A 16491-nucleotide genomic window follows, 5' to 3' on the forward strand; every position below is an offset into this window, starting at 1 on the left:
CGTGTGGTCCATCGGTGAGAAAATCCGGTGGACCTCGGTTCTCGCGCGAACTGGCAAGTCTCGGCTCACCAGGCGTAGCGGACCAGCCCCTTGCCTGCGTAGGAGCGCGTGACGTTTGAGAACTCGCCCTCGAAGCTTGCGCCAGCCGACCAGCCGTTGGCCCAATTCACTTCCGCCGAAGCGGTCGTCAATGCGGAATCGGCCGCTTGTGGTGCGCCGTTGACGATGAAGCTGGCCGCAGGCAACGCCTGGAAGGTTGCCGCCGCCGACCGGTTCGGATTGAAGTCATGCGCCCAGGCGAGACGGCCCCGCAAGGTCAGCACGCCATCCTGCATGGCAAAGGATTTGTCGCTGCGCAGGCCGAGCTCGGTGCGGGTGTCGGTTGCCGTTCTCGCGGCATAGGCGAGCGCGAATGCGCCTCCGCCGGAGACGACGCGCTCGGCATAGGCAGGCAAATCGAAGGCTGTGATCTGGGCTGCCGCATACGGCGTGAGGCCCATGCCGCTGATCCACGGCATGACGAAGCGTGTGCCGCCCTCGATGCGGGCGGAATAGGCATTGGCGTTGAACGTTGCAGCGAGATGGTCGGAGCCTGCGATGGTGACGACGCGGTCGGTGCTCACGGCCTGCCAGCCATAGGCAAGCGCAGCCGCGATATAGCTGGGGCCCTGCACGTGACGGATGTAAGCCCCTGCCTGGAACAGGTCGGAGCGACCCCAGCCCTGGCCGGTGACATTGAAATTGGTGCCGCCCCCCGCCAACGCGAAGCCGGCGAGCGTGTTCGGCGAGAGCAGATAGTCGGCGCCCACCGCGGTGCCATACAGGCTGCTCGCGCTATTGGCCGAGCCGCCGGCGGCATTGCCATCGGTGGTCTGCGAGCCGCCAAAGCCGGCCGCCCATATGCTCCAACGCGACGCGAAGGGCGCAGCCGGCGCTTTGGTCACCATGGCAAAGGCGTCGTTGCGGCTGCGCGCGGCATAGGCGGCGCGCCCGTCCTCCTCGGCATAACCGGTCGCGGTGCTCGGGCCACCAAACGTGCTTCCGCGTTGCGTCGGATCGGTGACGAGGCCCATGAACTGGCTCATGGCGCTGAACGTCGTCTGTTGCGCCGAGCTGCCGATCTGGCCGGCAGCCTGCGCGAGGCCGGCTGGCGTCAGCGATGCGTAAACCGCGGACATGCCGCCGCCCGCGTTGAAGGCGCTGGTCAAGGCGTCGCCGACGGCGCGCTGGTTGCCATTCAGCCCCGGGATGCCGCTGTAGCCCAATGCGACAGTTAGATAGACGTTGTTGGCATCATAGCTGAGCGAGCGCGTGAGCGTGGTCGAATTTGCACTGACAGTTGGAGCGAATGTGCCGGAGATGCCGCCGGTCGCGCTCAGGATCGTGTAGGATTTTGCGATGTAGCTGCCGGGCGCGAATGCAACGTTCACGGTTGCGCCGCCGAGCGTCGCGACGCCGTTGACGTTGGTCGTGGAGGTGCTCGTCGGCGAGACCTGCACCAGGTAGATCGCCCCCGATTGGAAGGCGAGATTGCCGGAAATATTGAGCGATGTGCCTGCCGCGCCGCTCCCGGGCGCCAGAGTGCCACCGTTCGCAACGCTGGTGCGGCCGAGCGTGCCGGTGCCGCTGAGCATGCCGCCCGCATTCACGGTCATGCTGCCTGCGGAGGCGAGATTGCCGTCGACACGCAGCGTGCCGCCATCGACAGTCACGGCGCCGGTGTATGTGGTGGTGCCGGTCAGGGTCCAGACTGAGTCGCCGACCTTGTTGAAGGTGGAGAAGTCGCGAAATTGCGCGGTGCTGCCGAGTTGCGAAAGATCGAAGCTCGCGGTGCCGCTGCCGCCGAGCTGCAACGCATTGTTGGTGCTTCCGCCCACGAGGCCATTGATGACGGACCCCGGTGTGAGCGTCAGGGTGTTGCCCGGTCCGAAGAAGCTGATTCCGCCGTTGATCGTGCCGGCATTGATGATCGAGGAGCCCGCGGCGGAAATGCCATAGGCGGCACCGCTGATCGTGCCATCATTGAAGATCAACGAGTTGCTTCCGAGGAATACGCCGCCTCCTGAACTACTGCTGATCGTTCCCGAATTGACGACAGCAAGAACCCCGTTGCCGCCGCTCACTCCCCCATTGGTCCCGCTGATGACGCCCCCAGCGAGGTTCACGAGGGTCCCCGAGCCGAACGGGCTGACGAAGCCTGCCGAGCCGGAGATGGTGCCGGAGTTGGCAATGGCGAACGTGGAAAACGCCTCGATCCCGTTATTGGTCCCCGTGATGGTAGCGCCTGCCGAATTGATAATCGCGAGAGAGGCGCCCTGCACACCCTCGAAGCCGCTGATCGATCCGGCATTCAGGACGCTTCCGCCTTGAATTCTGATCCCGGCATTGGTTCCGCTCACGGTCGCTGCGGTCGCGACATTGACCGTGACGCCCGTCTCGGCACCGGTGCCATAGCCGAACGTGCTGCCACTGGTTCCGGGGGCGCCTGCGCCCTGATTGGTGGTCGTGCCGGCGCAGGTCGCGGTCACATTGTTGGCCGCTGCCGGCGTACAGTCGGCTTTGGCCGAGCCGGTCCCGAGTGCCAGCGCGGCAAGCCCGAGGGCCAGTGCCGAAACGCTGGTTTGGCTGGAGAAACGACGAACCTGCCGTCGGACGTCGGTTGATTCACAAAGGCCCTGTCCTACTCGCAAGATCATTCCGCCGCCCCATCGCATCTACGCACACAAACGTGAAGATCGTATCATTTGAAACGTGGCGGGGGTTTGTGGAAATGATGAGTAACATCTCGACAAGTTCGAGGTGTTGCCAACTCGTCACAAGGGTAGTGATCTCACGATTCACTCGTATTGAGGGAGTTCTGTCAGTTGACGCTGACTCACGGAAAGTGAACGAGCCATTCGGGGCCGCTGAATGCCGGAGATGAGGGGGCAAACCATCGCCAGTTGCCGCCGTCACACTGCGTTCAGCTCGTCGTTTCAAGTGCTGCCTGACTTGAGTGCTGCCTGACTTCGGTGCTGCCTGACTTGCGGTCACGAGACGGACGGCTCTCGAAAGACGTGTCAGGCGGTCGTCCAGTCGGAATCAGGGATGTGAACGGGGCGTGTCCGCCCCATCCCGGCATGAACCGATCTCTGCGCCGTTTGCGGAAAACGGCGTGCCATCTTGCATTCGCCAATCGCCGGATGGTCATTTCCGCGGTTGAGCCGCGACCGGACGCGCGGCTCCCGGCCTCGGCCAGTAACGATGTGCTTGGCGAACGGTGCTGGTCCGGCAGAGCTCATTCGCCACTCGGTGGCTCATATTCGTGGCCGAAGTAGTCGTCGTCCCAATTGTCTCGCCAGCCAGGAGGCAGATTGTCCTCCTCCCAATGGTAGCCGACCCATTGCGGCATATCGACGTACAATGGCTGCTCGCGGTAGTGCTCGTGCCAATATGTTTCGATGTGGAACGTCAGGGTTGGAATCTCGACGCGTGGCGCGTAGGAGGGAACGTAGACACGCCGTGTCTCGTAGATGAACTGAATGTGAGCACCAGAGGCCCAGCCGCGAAGGCCGGAAGCGCTGACATCGCACCATTTATAGCCGCTGAGACAGCCGTGAATCGTCAGCGACGAACCGGACCCCAGCACGCCAACAGCTGGAAACCGCACATTCGGTCCAGAGCGGATGTTCAGATTGACCCCGGCGTAACCTTCCAGCCCGGTTGCCGCAGCTTGCTCGCTTATGCCGACAAGGAGCAGCACCGCGCTGACACGAATGACTTGCGTTGTTTTCATGCGATGACTCCTTGTACGTAATGCGCCGGTTCGCGTGACGGACGAAACGAGCGCGCTGTTCGCGTGCGGGGGGGCGCCGCGCACTGATCCAGTGGTGACCTGATCAGGCCGAACGATCCCTCACCGGACGTCTCAACAGATGTTGCTGCCAAGACGCTGGGCCATTAGCCGCTGGATCGTTACGACAGGCTGACGCGCGGGAGATCCACTCTCCTTGCCAGTCCGCCGACGACCCGCATCGATCCAAGCATCGTAATGCTGCGGTAAGGCTCGCTCGCTAGCTTGCGCGTGTCCTTACGATCGAGGCGGCATTATCTTCGCTGTCGACAGCGTAGACCGGGAACCGTGCTCACGAATCTCGATGTCGATCTCGCCCGGCCGGACACTGGAATGGCGTTGCGGAACAGAGCGTCGGGCCTCGTCGAGGCCAGCTCCGCCCCACTGCGGCGCGCTCCTTCTCTACACTGGTAAGCCCGCATGGCTTCGGACGTCGTCGGACTCCAGTGAGCGGGCCGTTCGGGAGGTGTCCAGCCCCACATTCCCGAACGGCCTGCAGAGCGTTCTGGCTCTGAATTGTGAGCTGCCTCTATCGCATCGCGCTGAAGCAATCGGTTGTCTTGCTTGGACGAGCGCGTGCGGTGCCACGCAGCGCTATGTCGCGTCGTGAAGACATTCACACGCGCATGACCGTTCACGATCTGCCGTACGACGAGATGAATTATGTCCGGAGCGTGGTGTTTAAGGCGACTTGTAATGCTGTCGCAAGGCGAATGCGGCATTTCTCTGCGATGAACTGGCCGAACATCGTGAGCGGACCAGATGCAACATCGTAGGATGAGATGAATAAGACTTTGCTTGTTGCTACAGCTATTGCTCTTTTCGGCGCCGAGAGCGCAATCGCCGCAGATCTCGCTGCGAGGCCGGCCAAGACCTCCGTCGTCGCTGTACCGCAGATCTCGCCCGTCCGCAGTTGGACCGGTCTTTATGTCGGCGGCCATCTCGGCGGAGAGTTCAGCGGTGCCAGCGGAGCATTCGGCCGGGAATCGCGTTTCCTCGGCGGCTTGCAGCTTGGCGCTGACTACCAGTTTGCGCCGAACTGGGTGTTGGGCGCCGAAGGCCAATACAGCTGGCTTGCTGGAAACGGGCAGGCCTCCACCCTCGGTCGTCGCGAGCTGACCCGCGACCGCAATGGCATCGGTGCACTGACAGGGCGCCTCGGCTACACGTGGGGAGCAGGTCTGCTTTATGTCAAAGGCGGATATGCCTATCAGGACACGAGCTACGGCGTGAGATCGCGGGCCGGGACGCCGGTTGCCTTTGCTATCCGTGACAACAAGAGCGGCTATACGGTCGGGGCGGGCCTTGAATATATGTTCGCGCCGAATTGGTCGACGAAGTTGGAGTATCAGTATTACGACTTCGGTACCGCGCGCTTCGTCGCACCGTCACCCGGACGGCTCGTGAGGAATGGTACGTTTGACAGCACGCTCCATACGGTGAGCGTGGGCGTCAACTATCGATTCTGACGACACCAAGCGGTACCGTGCCGCGACATGATCGCGGCACGGCAGACCCACTTTGTCATGGTGTGGTAAGCTGCAGGTGTGACTCTGATCGTCTCGATTGGTCTCAGGCGCGTCGTCCTGGCGCGTCCTCATGGAGAACACAATGAAGCAGATCAGCGCATGTCTCATCGTGGCGTTGGCCGTCACCGGTGCGACGACGACCCAGGCGTCGGCCGGTGGCAATCGTGGTGCGGCCGTGGCGGCAGGGGTGGTGGGCGGCCTGGCCATCGGAGCTCTTTTAGGATCCGCGGCCGCCGCTCGTTCAGCACCGGGCTACGTCTACGTCGATGACAACTATCCGCCGCCACGAGTCGTTTATCGCCGTCATCATGTCTACGACTATGATCCGGGATATGGCGACGGTTACGCGGACGGCTATGTGTCCGGATACAAGGATGGCTACTCGGATGGAGCCTGGTCGGGCTACTGAGGCGACCGAGCGCAACCGAGACCTGCAGGCCCCGCCAAGGCGGGGCCCTTTCTCGGATGTCGTGGCTCCTCTGCGCAAACAAGGCGAGCAGGGGCGGGGCCGGTCCGGCTTGTGAACGGACGGCGGGCGCAGGGCCGACGGGGCCGGCGGCCTACGGAGACGCCAGGTTCTCGGATGTCAGCGCCCGTGCGTCAGATCGCCTGCCCCGCAGCGATCTGATGTCCTGTTTGCTTCTGGCGTTGTTCGTCCTGGTCCGCGATGCGGCTTGGCCGCATATAAGAAGATGATGTTGTGACATTTGTTGTGTCGAAAGACCGGTCGTGACGTTCGGCAGAGTTGTGCGTGCACTCCTGGCCGCTAACGTTCTGGTCATGTTGTCGGGGTGCGCGCAGTTCGACGGTCCCGCGTGCTCTGCTGCGTTTTTGCCAGCTGAGCCTTTGACCGAGCCGGACGAAGCGCCAATTCAGCCGCTGCTGCCAGCCGCAGCCGCCCGCCTTCCGGCGCATCAGCCGAACCGCCGGTTGCGCTCTTTATCGCATGCCTGGTCCACGAAGCAGCGCGCGCCGCAGATTGGCGATATCGTCACCGTGACAGTCAATATCGCGGAGAATCCGGGCAACACGTCCACGCAAAGTGGCGCAAATCCCAATCGGCGCGCGGACGAGCTGCCTGACACCGGCGGCGCCGTGGCAAGCCGCAGGGCGGATGCTTCGTCGTCGCGCGACACTGCCGGCCGCACGACGGTCGGCCAGGCAGAGTTGAAACGGATGAGCATGGCGGCCGTGGTCACGCGCGTGATTCCGGACGGCGGTCTCGTCGTCGAGGGGCGGCGCACGATGCAGATCGATGGCGGGATTGTCGATCTGGAGGTTTCCGGTGTCATCCCGACGGACAGCCTTCGCGTTGACCATTCGATCGACGCTTCGAAGATGAAGCAGATGCAGATCTCCTATCACCGGCGCCAAGCTGCCGCTCACCTGCGATAGCGCCGCGTGCAGGTCATCCTCGCGTAACCCGTCCGTCGTGCACTGCCGCATCGGGACTGTCGCCGGTTCGTGGGATACGGCTAGGATGATGACGCGAATCATCTGGCTCAGCTGCGCATTGATCGCTGCTGGTGGCACGGTGGCCGCCGTCTTGGTTGCTTCGCCAGAAGCGGATATTCAGCAAACGCCGCAGCCAGGCCGGGTCGTCCGGGAAGCCAAGAGGCTCAATCTCAATACGGCTCCCGCCGAGGAGTTACGGAAACTGCCGCGCCTCAGCGCTGCCAGCGCCCAGGCGATCGTGGAAGCGCGAGACAAGTCGAAGTTCAAAGACTGGAACGATTTCGTGGCGCGCAGGGTGGTGCCATCGTTCGCCTACGACGAGATCCGGATTCTCGTGACGTTCTGACGAGACCCCGTAGGGGATTGTTAAGGCTCGCGGTCCGCGCGCCTGCCGCATTATTTGCTGCCCGGTCGGGCTGGATCATGCGGGTGTGACGATCGCAGGCCGTCGACCTTCGGCAGCACGAAAAACGCGACGGCTGCTCGCGACAGCCCGGCCAAGCCGGACAGTTGCGACTGCATCGTGAACTCGCGCCTCACATAATTCCCTGCCGCAACGGCCAGCGATGTTGCGGCCTCAATACAATCGACTTGATCAAGAAAGCAGACGGAGGCCCATCCTTGATCCTGAGTCGCACCGACAGGTCCGTCCGCGGCAGGCTGGGCGAGTGCCGGAGACAATCCGTAAAACGGATGGTCGGGACTGTAGAATGCGACCGCAAATCCGAGGCTCTCGTTGCCGACGACAGATTTGAGCGGCACTCCGGTCAATTCGCGCCATTGTCGGGTGGTTTCGAATGCGACGGAACGATAGAATCCCCGGCCCTCTTCGTAGCCGAACGAATTGCGGTAGAGCGCATGGAGGGGAGCGGCGATGGTGATGGCGACGAGGGCGATTGCGGCAACCAGGACAGTCATATTGACAGTGTAGAACCGCTCGACCCTGTAACTCGCGCCGCATACCACCAGCAGGACAAACAAGAACAGCCCCTGGACCGCCCAGAGGGACGGCAAATCAGTCCCCATGATCAGGGCGTTGGCGACCGGAAGGCAGATGGTCCCAATAGCAACGTAAAACAGCAGGCGCAGGCCATCATCAAGCGCTGCGAAATCCCTGGGTATTCGCATGATCCTGCTGCCGGCTGCCACGACCCAGGTCAAGGCAGGTATAGCCAGTGCTGCCGCAAGTCCCATCACGAACGAAAATGAGTCGTGGAGCGATCTCAGCATGTCGGAATTGGCATGCGTGAGCGCGTGATGGATCGGAGCCGCATCGCTCGCAATGAGCCAATCCAGATGCGGCCATAGCGCGGCCAGTCCGACGACGGCGGAGACCCAGGGCGAGAGCGACGTGAAGTAAGCGCGACGCTGTGGATGTACGATCGCCGCCAGTCCGAAGCTCGCGATCAGGAAGATCGAGTAGTACTTGCCCAGCATCGCGAACGCGGCGGTCAAGCCCGCCATGGCGGCCCAGAGAAACGTCCGCGATTCATACGCGCGCAGAAAGCAATAGGTCGCGAGTGGCCACGTCGCCAGTTGGACGGAGTTAGCGTTGAATCGCTGGGCATGAAATTGGTAAACTGGCGTGAGCATCAGGAGAAGCAGCACGATCGCCCGCTTGTCTCCGGCAACGAAACGCCGCGAAATCAGGTCGACAAACCACAGCGCGAGCGCAGCATTGGTCATCGCCATCAGGTGAAACGACCAGTCGGTCGGCGGAAACAGGCGGCTCCAGGCGCCGGCCACCCATCCCATCAGCGGCGGATGCTTGAAGTAGCCCCAGGCGAAATGTCTTCCAAACGTCCAGGTCTCGAGGGTGTCCGGATGCAGTCCGGCACCGGAATAGGCGACGGCGAGATACGCCGTCCAGGCCGCCGCGAAACAGGTCAGCAGCAGCGGCACGGCCCAGCCCCCCTCAAGGGCGTCCAGCCATCGCAGGAACGGACGACGCCAAGCCGCCGGGCTTCGATCCGACTGTTCGGCGGTCGCCGAAAGCCAATGATCGTAAGTTCGGTACAGTCCCCGGAGCAGATGTTGGCAGGAGCAAAGCGGAAGCGGGGCTGCTTCGCTCCGTCGGCAGTCCAGCATTGACGCTGACCGAGCCGGAGCCGATGGGGGTGCGGCGACCCCCGGTGTCCGGTCGATCATGCGTCAAGCTCCGTGAACGTTTTCCAGACGGTGTCCGTGCATCCGTCTCCGCGCCCAGGATTACAATAAGCTGACATCCTGGAACGTTTGTGTTCGCGGCGATGCTGTCACGGTGATAGCTCGATCCCGCGGCCAGTGGGCGTCATACAACTGCAAGCATGGCGGTGAACCATTGGAGCTACAACTTCTGGTGTCGTGGGCTCGGTCGCGTCAAGTCGGCGGCGCCAATGTGGTTCGATCGCGCCCGCAGCGGCGAGGTCAATTCCCTGCGGTGGACCGCAGCGCAGCGGATGGGCGGCAGGTTTTCTGCCTGAAGGGGACGAGCAACCCGGCGGTGAGAGGAAGGGGTTCCAGAAAACGGTATCGGGTAGCTCCTGACGTAATTCTATTGTAATCCCCCTGTAATCATAGGAACAACAGCGTGCAAATGGCGCAGGAGAGTAGCGTGCGAGTGCTGGTCGTGGAAGATGACCCCCAGCTAGGTATCTGGCTGCGGGATGCACTCGCAACAGCCTTCGGCTCTTCCGATATCGTGACGACTCTTGATGAGGGGCGGGCCGCGATCGCTGTGCGCACTTTCGAGCTTGTGGTCATTGACCGGGGGCTTCCCGATGGCGACGGACTTGCGCTCTTGCCTGACCTCCGGCAACAGAAGCCCAGTCCCGCAACGGTGGTGTTGACGGCCCTGGACGACCCTGCCGACATTGCGCGGGCGCTCGATGAGGGCGCGGATGACTACGTCGCCAAGCCGTTCGAGCCGATCGAATTGGTCGCGCGGGCCAGGGCGGTGCTGCGGCGCCTGTACCTCGACAGGGGTGCTGTCGTCTCGATCGCCAATCTGAGCTACGATATCGTCAATCGCGCCGTTGGCGTCGATGGCAATCCGATCGTCGTGCCGCGGCGCGAGTTGGCGATCCTGGAGGCCCTCGTGCGTCGCAGCGGGCGGGTGGTTTTGCGCGAGACGCTCGAATCGGCGGCTTACGGGTTCGAGGATGAAATTCAGTCCAACGCCATCGAGGCCCACGTCTCACGGCTGCGGCGCCGCCTGCGCGAAGCCAACTGCAGGGCGACGATCAGGCCGGTGCGCGGCCTCGGCTATTTGCTGAGCGGTGAGTGATGATCGCGAGCTGGAAGAAGCTCAAAGGCATGCGCCGTTCGATTACGCTGCTGTCAGCGACGCTGATCGGAGTCGTCACGACGATCATGCTGATCTGCGCCGCCGCCCTGCTGATCAGGTTCGGTGGCGACGATGATGGCACCTGGGGCGCTGCGGATGTCGCGGATGCGTTGAAGGAGGCGGTTGCACGCGATGCGCAAGGCCAGCTTCTGGTCAAACAGACTCCGCGTCTCGACAAGATCATCCAGGATTTTCCGACATTCTGGTACGTCGTCTCCGACAAGAGCGGCGAGGTCAGCCATGGTCAGCTGCCGAAATGGCGTCCCCATAAGCCGATCACGGTTCAGGATGGGACCAGCTTTCTTGCCTACGCCATCGATGGTGAGACCCGAAACTTCAAGCGAATGACGGCCGTGCGCAATACGCCGGTCGGCGAGGTCCTCATCGAGACTGGAGGCGTGGCTTATACGTCGACACAGCTGATGCTCGGGACCCTGACGGATGCAACGATCGTCGCGCTGCCGATTATCCTGGTGCTGCTGGCGACCGGCTTCGCCGCCCTGGTGTTCGTGCCGGCAGCAATCGCGCGTCCGGTGCGCGCTGTTGCCACCGCCGCCGAGATGATCGACGGCGTGCCGGACGGCCGCCGGCTGCCTGAAGCCAACGCGCCCGCTGAATTGCTGCCCTTGGTCACCGCGTTCAATCGGGCGTTGTCCCGGATCGACCGGGCGGCCGAGGCGCAGCGAAATTTCCTGTCCAACGCCGCGCACGAACTGAGGACGCCGCTGACCAATGCGCGGACGATGCTCGAGGTGATCCCGGATGGCGCGCTGCGTGCCAGGCTCATTGCAGAGAACCAGAAATTATCGACCATCGTCACCATGCTCCTGCAACTGGCGCGGATTTCGATGGAGCCGGTCGAACTGACCGATATCGATCTTGTGGCGCTGGCGCGACGGGTGACGGCCGAGCATGTGCCGATGGCGCTGAAGGCCGGAGGTGAGATCGGATTCACCGGTCCTGACGCTCCGGTGTGGATCCGCGGCTCGGAGCCGGCGATCGCGGTGGCGCTGTCGAATCTGATCAGGAATGCCGTCATTCATGCCGGGGCAGGCGGTCCCATTCTCGTTGCAGTGGACACCGCCGCGAGTCTCAGCGTGATCGATGCCGGCCCCGGTCTGCAGGCGGATGAACCTGAACGGCTGCTTGAGCCGTTCGAGCGCGGCCATGCCCGCGGCGAAGGAATGGGACTCGGGCTTTCGATTGTGTCTCAGGTCATGGCCGCCCATCATGGCCGCGTCGGGCTGCGCGCCACGCCGGGCGGAGGAACCACGGTCGCGCTCAGCTTCGCGCGCGCAGACGTTCGGGACGCGCCGTCGCTGGCGAACAACGGTTCGGAGTCCGCGGCCGGAGGCGCAACGGAAAAGGCCGGTCTGCTGCAGCGCTGGTGTTGAGGATCTCCGGCCGCGCCGCTTGAATGCTGACGCGCTGCCTCAGCGCGTCTCCTTGCTCCGCTGCCATTTCAGAAAGTCGCTATAGAGCCGGGCCGCCTCGTCCGTCGACATGCGCGCCTGCGTCTTGCGCTCGTCGAGAAATTTGCGGAATTCCGCCGGCGTGCGCTGGTCCTCCGCCGGCGACTGCATCCGGCCTACGCCGTCGAGCCAGTCCTGCGCCGCCTTGAAGCGGATCAGCCCCGACACCGGCGCGGATAGGACGGTGTCGCGCCATTTCGGATGCCGCGGCGGCGACTGCAAAACCTGGATCTTGCCGAACAGCGCGTCGACAAACCTCGCCGTGCGGCGGTAGCGCTCGCTTCCTTCGGGCCAGTTGTAGACCATCAGCACGGTCGAGGCCGCGACCGCGTCGACCTTGGTCCCGGCCGGCACCAGGTTCGGATATTCCTCGGACGAGAATGTCGTCGGCAGGTAGATGTCCTGCAATGCGCGGTCGTAGGGCACGGGCAGCAAATGCAGCCGGCCCCCCTCATTCTTGATGCCCTTGATGACGGGGGCGTCCTTCGACACTGAGGCGATCCAGGCGTCGCCCTGGCCGTCGATCAGCTTCTGCAGACCCCCGGTCGGATCGGTCTGCGAATCGATCTCGGCCTGGATGCCGAGCCGGCGGAAGATCGTCCGCGCCGCCGGCAGGCCGATCGAGCGCTCCGCGAACACGCGCCGGCCGTTGAGGTCCTGCAGGCTGCGGATCTCGCGCCGTGCGACAATGTGGACGTCGTTATGGAAGAGCTGCGCGATGTAGCGCACGCGCTGCGCAATGTCCGGGATATTGTATTCCGTCTTGACGAATTCCAGCGCGTCGGTGGCGACGAAGCCCATGTCGATGTTCTTCAACATGATGATGTCGACAAGGTTCTGCGCCGATCCCTTGCCGAGGATCGGCAGGACGCGCAGGTTCTCGCCTTCGTCGAGCACCGCCGCCATGTCGGAGCCCATCACCGACATCGGACCGCCGATCGGCGCGGTGATGACGGTCACGGTGCCGGAGTTCAGCGCCTCGCGGTCCGGGAGATTGCCGACCACGGCCGCATTGGCCGGCGGCGGCGGTCGGTGCTGTTGCCCTTGCTGCGCTGCGGCGCGGCCGGAAAACGGGACGAGGGACGAGAAGCCGAATGTGGAGACGAAGGCGCCAACAACGACACGTGCGACACGATTCACCGAACGCTTCCCCGGACTTATTCTACTTTAGTCGTGCAACTAGCAGTTCGATCCCGGCCGAAATTTGGCAGCAGCGCGGCGATGCGCAAGATGCTGCAAATTTGCCTGATCAGCTCCATGCCTGCGCTGGAATTGCGGTACCGGCGTGTAGCATGCGCTGCATGAGTCCGTGTCGTATCCGAAGCAGGGCGCGCGGTATGATGACTACAAATCGTGTTTGTCTGAATGCATCCGTGTTGCGTGCGTTTGGCCGCATCGATGTCGTGAATTCGCGACCCGTGCCGGGGCGCGCACGGCCGACGGGCTTCGGCGCCGTCGCGATGCGCGCCTCGCAATGATCGAGGCGTCCTGACTACCTCAAGCGCTTGCGGCATCGAGCCGCGCGACCTGATCGGGTGTCAGTGTGAGCCGGGTCGCGGCGACCAGTGTGTCGACATGCTCCGGCTTTGTGGCGCTCGCGATCGGTGCGGTCACGGACGGTTTGGCCAAGAGCCAGGCCAGCGCGATCGATGCCGGCTCGGCGCCGGTCTCCTTGGCCACGGCATCAAGGCCGGCGAGGATGCGCAAACCCCGCTCGTTCATGTATTTCGGAATGCCGCGCTGTCCGCGCGGGCTCTTGCCGTAATCGGCCTCCGAGCGGTACTTGCCGGTCAGGAAGCCGGCCGCGAGCGAGAAGAAGGTGATGACGCCGACGTCGTTGCTTTCGCACACGCGCTGCAGCGCTCCCTCGTAGGAACTGCGCTCGGCGAGGCTGTATTCGGGCTGCAGGCTCTCATAGCGCGGCAGATTGTTCGCCTTGGCGATGTCGAGCGCGGCCTGCAGCCGTTCGGCCGAAAAGTTCGAAGCGCCGATGACGCGCACCTTGCCGGCCTTGATGAGCTTGTCATAGGCCGCCAGCGTCTCTTCCTGCGGCGTCGTCTCGTCGTCCTTGTGCGACTGATAGAGATCGATCACCTCGGTCTGCAGCCGGCGCAGCGAATCCTCCACCGCACGCGCAATGTAGTCGGGCTTCAGCCCGACCTTGCCGTCGCCCATGTCCATGCCGACCTTGGTGGCGAGGATGATCTTGTCCCGGTTGCCGCGCAGCTTCATCCATTTGCCGATGATGGTCTCGGACTCGCCGCCGGTGTGGCCCGGTACCCAGCGCGAATAGACGTCGGCCGTGTCGAGAAAGTTGATCCCGGCCTCCAGCACCTTGTCGAGCAGGCGGAACGACGCCGCCTCGTCCACGGTCCAGCCGAACACGTTGCAGCCGAAGCAGAGGGGTGGAACGAGGAGGCCGGAACGGCCGAGCGGACGCATCTTCATGACGATCTCTCGATTGAGCGGAGCTTGAGGGGGAGCTGGGGTTGAGCTGCAGATTGCCTGTGTTCGCTGCGCGTGACCAGAGCGGCACCAGCATGGCGGGGCAGCCCTTGCGGACCCAACCGTGACGCAGTCTGCCCCGAAGACGGTCCGGCTGCGTCAGACTTTTCACTTAGTCACCGACGACGCTATCTCTTGCGAATGCCTCGCAGCTGCGAGTTCGGGGTGAAGCTTGGGGAGTCCGTTGAATGAACATGCTGACCTATGACCAACTCGGACTGAGCTCCGATGCGATCAACGGCCTTGAGCCGACCGCGGCCGCCGCGAGCGCCGGCGCTGTGGCATCAGCCGCAGCGCTGCCGGCCGGAGCGGTGTCCAAACCCGTGTTTCACGCCGACGGCTCGGAGACGGTGTCGGTGCACACCGGCGGCCTCACCTTCAATCTCACCTTCGATGCGGCCGCGGCCGCCGCGCCCGAGAGCTTCCGCGCCGGCGTCGAGCAGGCGGCTTCCATCCTGTCGTCGGCGATCACCGACAAGGCCACCATCAATCTCGCAATTGACTATGCGGGCACCGGCGGCGGCGCCGGCGCCAATATCAGCAATGGCGTGCTGGTCAACTATACGCAGCTCAAGGCCGATCTCGTCGGTCATGCGGCGGCTGGCGACACCGTGTTCGATCATCTGAAGGCCGGCGCGACGATCCAGGGCCATGCGATGGTCGCCGTCTCCAACGCCGAGGCGAAGGTGCTCGGCCTGATCGCGCCGAACGACGCCACCACGCAGGATGGCTTTGCGACCTTCAACACCGATATTCCGACGCAGTCGCTGGTCGGCGTCGCGCTGCATGAGCTGTCGCATGCGCTGGGACGCGTGCCCACGCCGGGTCAGGCGGATGTGTTCGATCTGTTCGACTTCACCCGTCCCGGCCACAATCTGATCAACAACAGCCTGAGTTCGGCACCGCCGGCCTATTTCTCGATCGATGGCGGCGTCACCAAGATTGCGGATTTCGGCCAGACCTCCGATCCGGCGGATTTCCTCAACACCGGCATTCAAGGTGCCAGCGACCCGCTCAATGAGTTCTACAATCCCACGACGTCGCAATTCCTGTCGCCGATCGACCTCGTGGTGCTGGAGGCCCTTGGCTTCAACATCTCGACGCCGAACACGCAGGCGCTGCTCGCTCAATTGCCGCAGGCTGCCGGCGCCGCGGCACCGGTGCAGACGGCCCAGCAGGCCGCGACCATCGCCTCGGCCGTGGCCGCCGAGACGGCGGCCAGCCTTGCCAAGCTGGGAGATCCCGCTGGCGCGGCGCAGGTGCTTGCGAATGCGCGGGCCGATGCGGTCGCGGCCAATGCGGCCGATGGCAGTCCGTCGCATGACCACATGGCGTCCTACGCCTCACATTCCGCTACGCTTCATCATGATGGCATGACGCTCGCCATGCATCTGCATGCCATCAGCGCGACCTGAGAGAGCGGGGCAGGCGAGGACTGCCAGCGCTCATCCGAGCCAGGGCTTGACGAAGGTTTCGCTGCGTTCCCACAGCCTGCGTGCGGCCGTGCCGTCATCCTTGAAGGCTACCGGCATCGGCTTGCGGCCGGAATAGCATTCGCCAAGCTGCCAATCCGCTCCAGCCGTGCCCTCGGCCAGCCGCGTCAGCCGCTGTGCGCTGCGCTCGGGGCTGATCGTGATCAGATATTTCAGCGGCGAGTGATAGAACAGCCGCATCAAATGCGTGGTATCGTTGGCGAAGTTGGAGCGTACGATGCCGGGATGGAATGAGACCGCCGCGATCCCGTCGGCGCGGTGACGGCGATCGAGCTCGCGGGTGAACAGGATGTTCTCCAGCTTACCGTAGCCATAGGCGCCCTGTGGCGTGTAGCCGCGCTCATTGTTGAGATCGTCGACATCGAAATTGCGGCCGAAGATGTTGGCCGCGGCGCTTGCCGTCTGGATGACCTTGGCCCGGCTGGCGATCAGGCGCTCCAGCAGCAGCCGGGTCAGCAGGAACGGCGCGAGGTGGTTGACCTGGAATGTCATCTCGAAGCCGTCGGAGGTGAGCGCGCGCTGGCCCATGATGCCGCCGGCATTGTTGGCGAGCACGTCGATGCGGCCGTGATCGAGCAGCTCACCGGCGAGCCGCTGGACATCGGCAAGCTGCGTATAGTCGACGAGGTGGAAGGGCGCATTCAGCTCGCGCGCCAGCGCCTCGGTCTTGGCCTTGCTGCGCCCGACCAGCACGACATTGTGCCCGTGCGCCTTCAACTGCCGCGCAGCGGCGGCGCCGATGCCGTCGCTGGCACCGGTGATGATGATGGTCGGCATGACGGTTCCCTTGCTCATGGAGGCAGCGATCGCCGTCGCTGCCGGCGCCGCTGAAAGAATGGACATATCGACAATATTTGTCGACCCGATAATGGCACCAACC

At 63.7% G+C, this 16491-nt stretch carries 13 protein-coding genes; 7 read left to right on the plus strand and 6 right to left on the minus strand.

Features of this window, described 5'->3' with window-relative positions; all coding sequences use genetic code 11:
* Positions 1-65: 65 nt before the first annotated feature.
* Complete coding sequence (locus ACVIJ6_RS14050) at positions 66-2696, minus strand: autotransporter outer membrane beta-barrel domain-containing protein (RefSeq protein ID WP_456773153.1); 2631 nt, start codon at positions 2694-2696, stop codon at positions 66-68.
* A gap of 581 nt (positions 2697-3277) precedes the next feature.
* Positions 3278-3775 (minus strand): SH3 domain-containing protein, encoded by a 498-nt coding sequence (locus ACVIJ6_RS14055; protein WP_456773154.1) that lies wholly within the window; start codon positions 3773-3775, stop codon positions 3278-3280.
* A gap of 839 nt (positions 3776-4614) precedes the next feature.
* On the opposite strand from ACVIJ6_RS14055, the gene ACVIJ6_RS14060 reads away from it, so the two are divergent.
* The 4 genes from ACVIJ6_RS14060 to ACVIJ6_RS14075 all read left to right on the plus strand — a co-directional run bounded on the left by ACVIJ6_RS14060 (position 4615) and on the right by ACVIJ6_RS14075 (position 7162).
* A complete protein-coding gene (locus tag ACVIJ6_RS14060; RefSeq protein WP_456773155.1) occupies positions 4615-5301 on the plus strand; it encodes an outer membrane protein in 687 nt (228 codons plus the stop codon).
* 142 nt (positions 5302-5443) lie between these two features.
* Positions 5444-5770, plus strand: a complete 327-nt coding sequence (locus ACVIJ6_RS14065; protein WP_456773156.1) for a hypothetical protein — start codon at positions 5444-5446, stop codon at positions 5768-5770.
* A 437-nt stretch (positions 5771-6207) separates the two neighbouring features.
* Complete coding sequence (locus tag ACVIJ6_RS14070) at positions 6208-6756, plus strand: flagellar basal body L-ring protein FlgH (protein ID WP_456773157.1); 549 nt, start codon at positions 6208-6210, stop codon at positions 6754-6756.
* 85 nt (positions 6757-6841) lie between these two features.
* Positions 6842-7162 (plus strand): ComEA family DNA-binding protein, encoded by a 321-nt coding sequence (locus ACVIJ6_RS14075; RefSeq protein ID WP_456773158.1) that lies wholly within the window; start codon positions 6842-6844, stop codon positions 7160-7162.
* A 50-nt stretch (positions 7163-7212) separates the two neighbouring features.
* Here ACVIJ6_RS14075 and ACVIJ6_RS14080 read toward each other — a convergent pair whose 3' ends face one another.
* The gene (locus tag ACVIJ6_RS14080; protein ID WP_456773159.1) at positions 7213-8964 is read right to left on the minus strand and encodes a glycosyltransferase family 39 protein; all 1752 of its coding nucleotides are present in this window, start codon (positions 8962-8964) and stop codon (positions 7213-7215) included.
* 445 nt (positions 8965-9409) lie between these two features.
* On the opposite strand from ACVIJ6_RS14080, the gene ACVIJ6_RS14085 reads away from it, so the two are divergent.
* Entirely contained in the window at positions 9410-10081 is a 672-nt protein-coding gene (locus tag ACVIJ6_RS14085; RefSeq protein ID WP_456773160.1) for a response regulator, read from the plus strand.
* Positions 10081-11535: a sensor histidine kinase gene (locus ACVIJ6_RS14090; RefSeq protein WP_456773161.1), complete on the plus strand. Its 1455-nt coding sequence runs from the start codon at positions 10081-10083 to the stop codon at positions 11533-11535. The genes ACVIJ6_RS14085 and ACVIJ6_RS14090 overlap by 1 nt, the downstream gene beginning before the upstream one ends.
* 39 nt (positions 11536-11574) lie before the next feature.
* On the opposite strand, the gene ACVIJ6_RS14095 is transcribed toward ACVIJ6_RS14090, so the two are convergent.
* A complete protein-coding gene (locus ACVIJ6_RS14095) occupies positions 11575-12753 on the minus strand; it encodes a TAXI family TRAP transporter solute-binding subunit (RefSeq protein ID WP_456773162.1) in 1179 nt (392 codons plus the stop codon).
* A gap of 357 nt (positions 12754-13110) precedes the next feature.
* On the minus strand, positions 13111-14061 hold the full coding sequence (locus ACVIJ6_RS14100) for an aldo/keto reductase (protein WP_456773163.1): 951 nt from the start codon (positions 14059-14061) through the stop codon (positions 13111-13113).
* 245 nt (positions 14062-14306) lie between these two features.
* Here ACVIJ6_RS14100 and ACVIJ6_RS14105 point away from each other — a divergent pair, with 245 nt between their 5' ends.
* Positions 14307-15533 (plus strand): NF038122 family metalloprotease, encoded by a 1227-nt coding sequence (locus ACVIJ6_RS14105; RefSeq protein WP_456773164.1) that lies wholly within the window; start codon positions 14307-14309, stop codon positions 15531-15533.
* 30 nt (positions 15534-15563) lie between these two features.
* Here the strand turns inward: ACVIJ6_RS14105 and ACVIJ6_RS14110 are convergent, their stop codons facing one another.
* Positions 15564-16406, minus strand: a complete 843-nt coding sequence (locus ACVIJ6_RS14110) for an SDR family NAD(P)-dependent oxidoreductase (RefSeq protein ID WP_456773165.1) — start codon at positions 16404-16406, stop codon at positions 15564-15566.
* Positions 16407-16491 lie beyond the last annotated feature (85 nt).

The sequence above is a fragment of the Bradyrhizobium sp. USDA 4369 genome, from assembly GCF_054056435.1.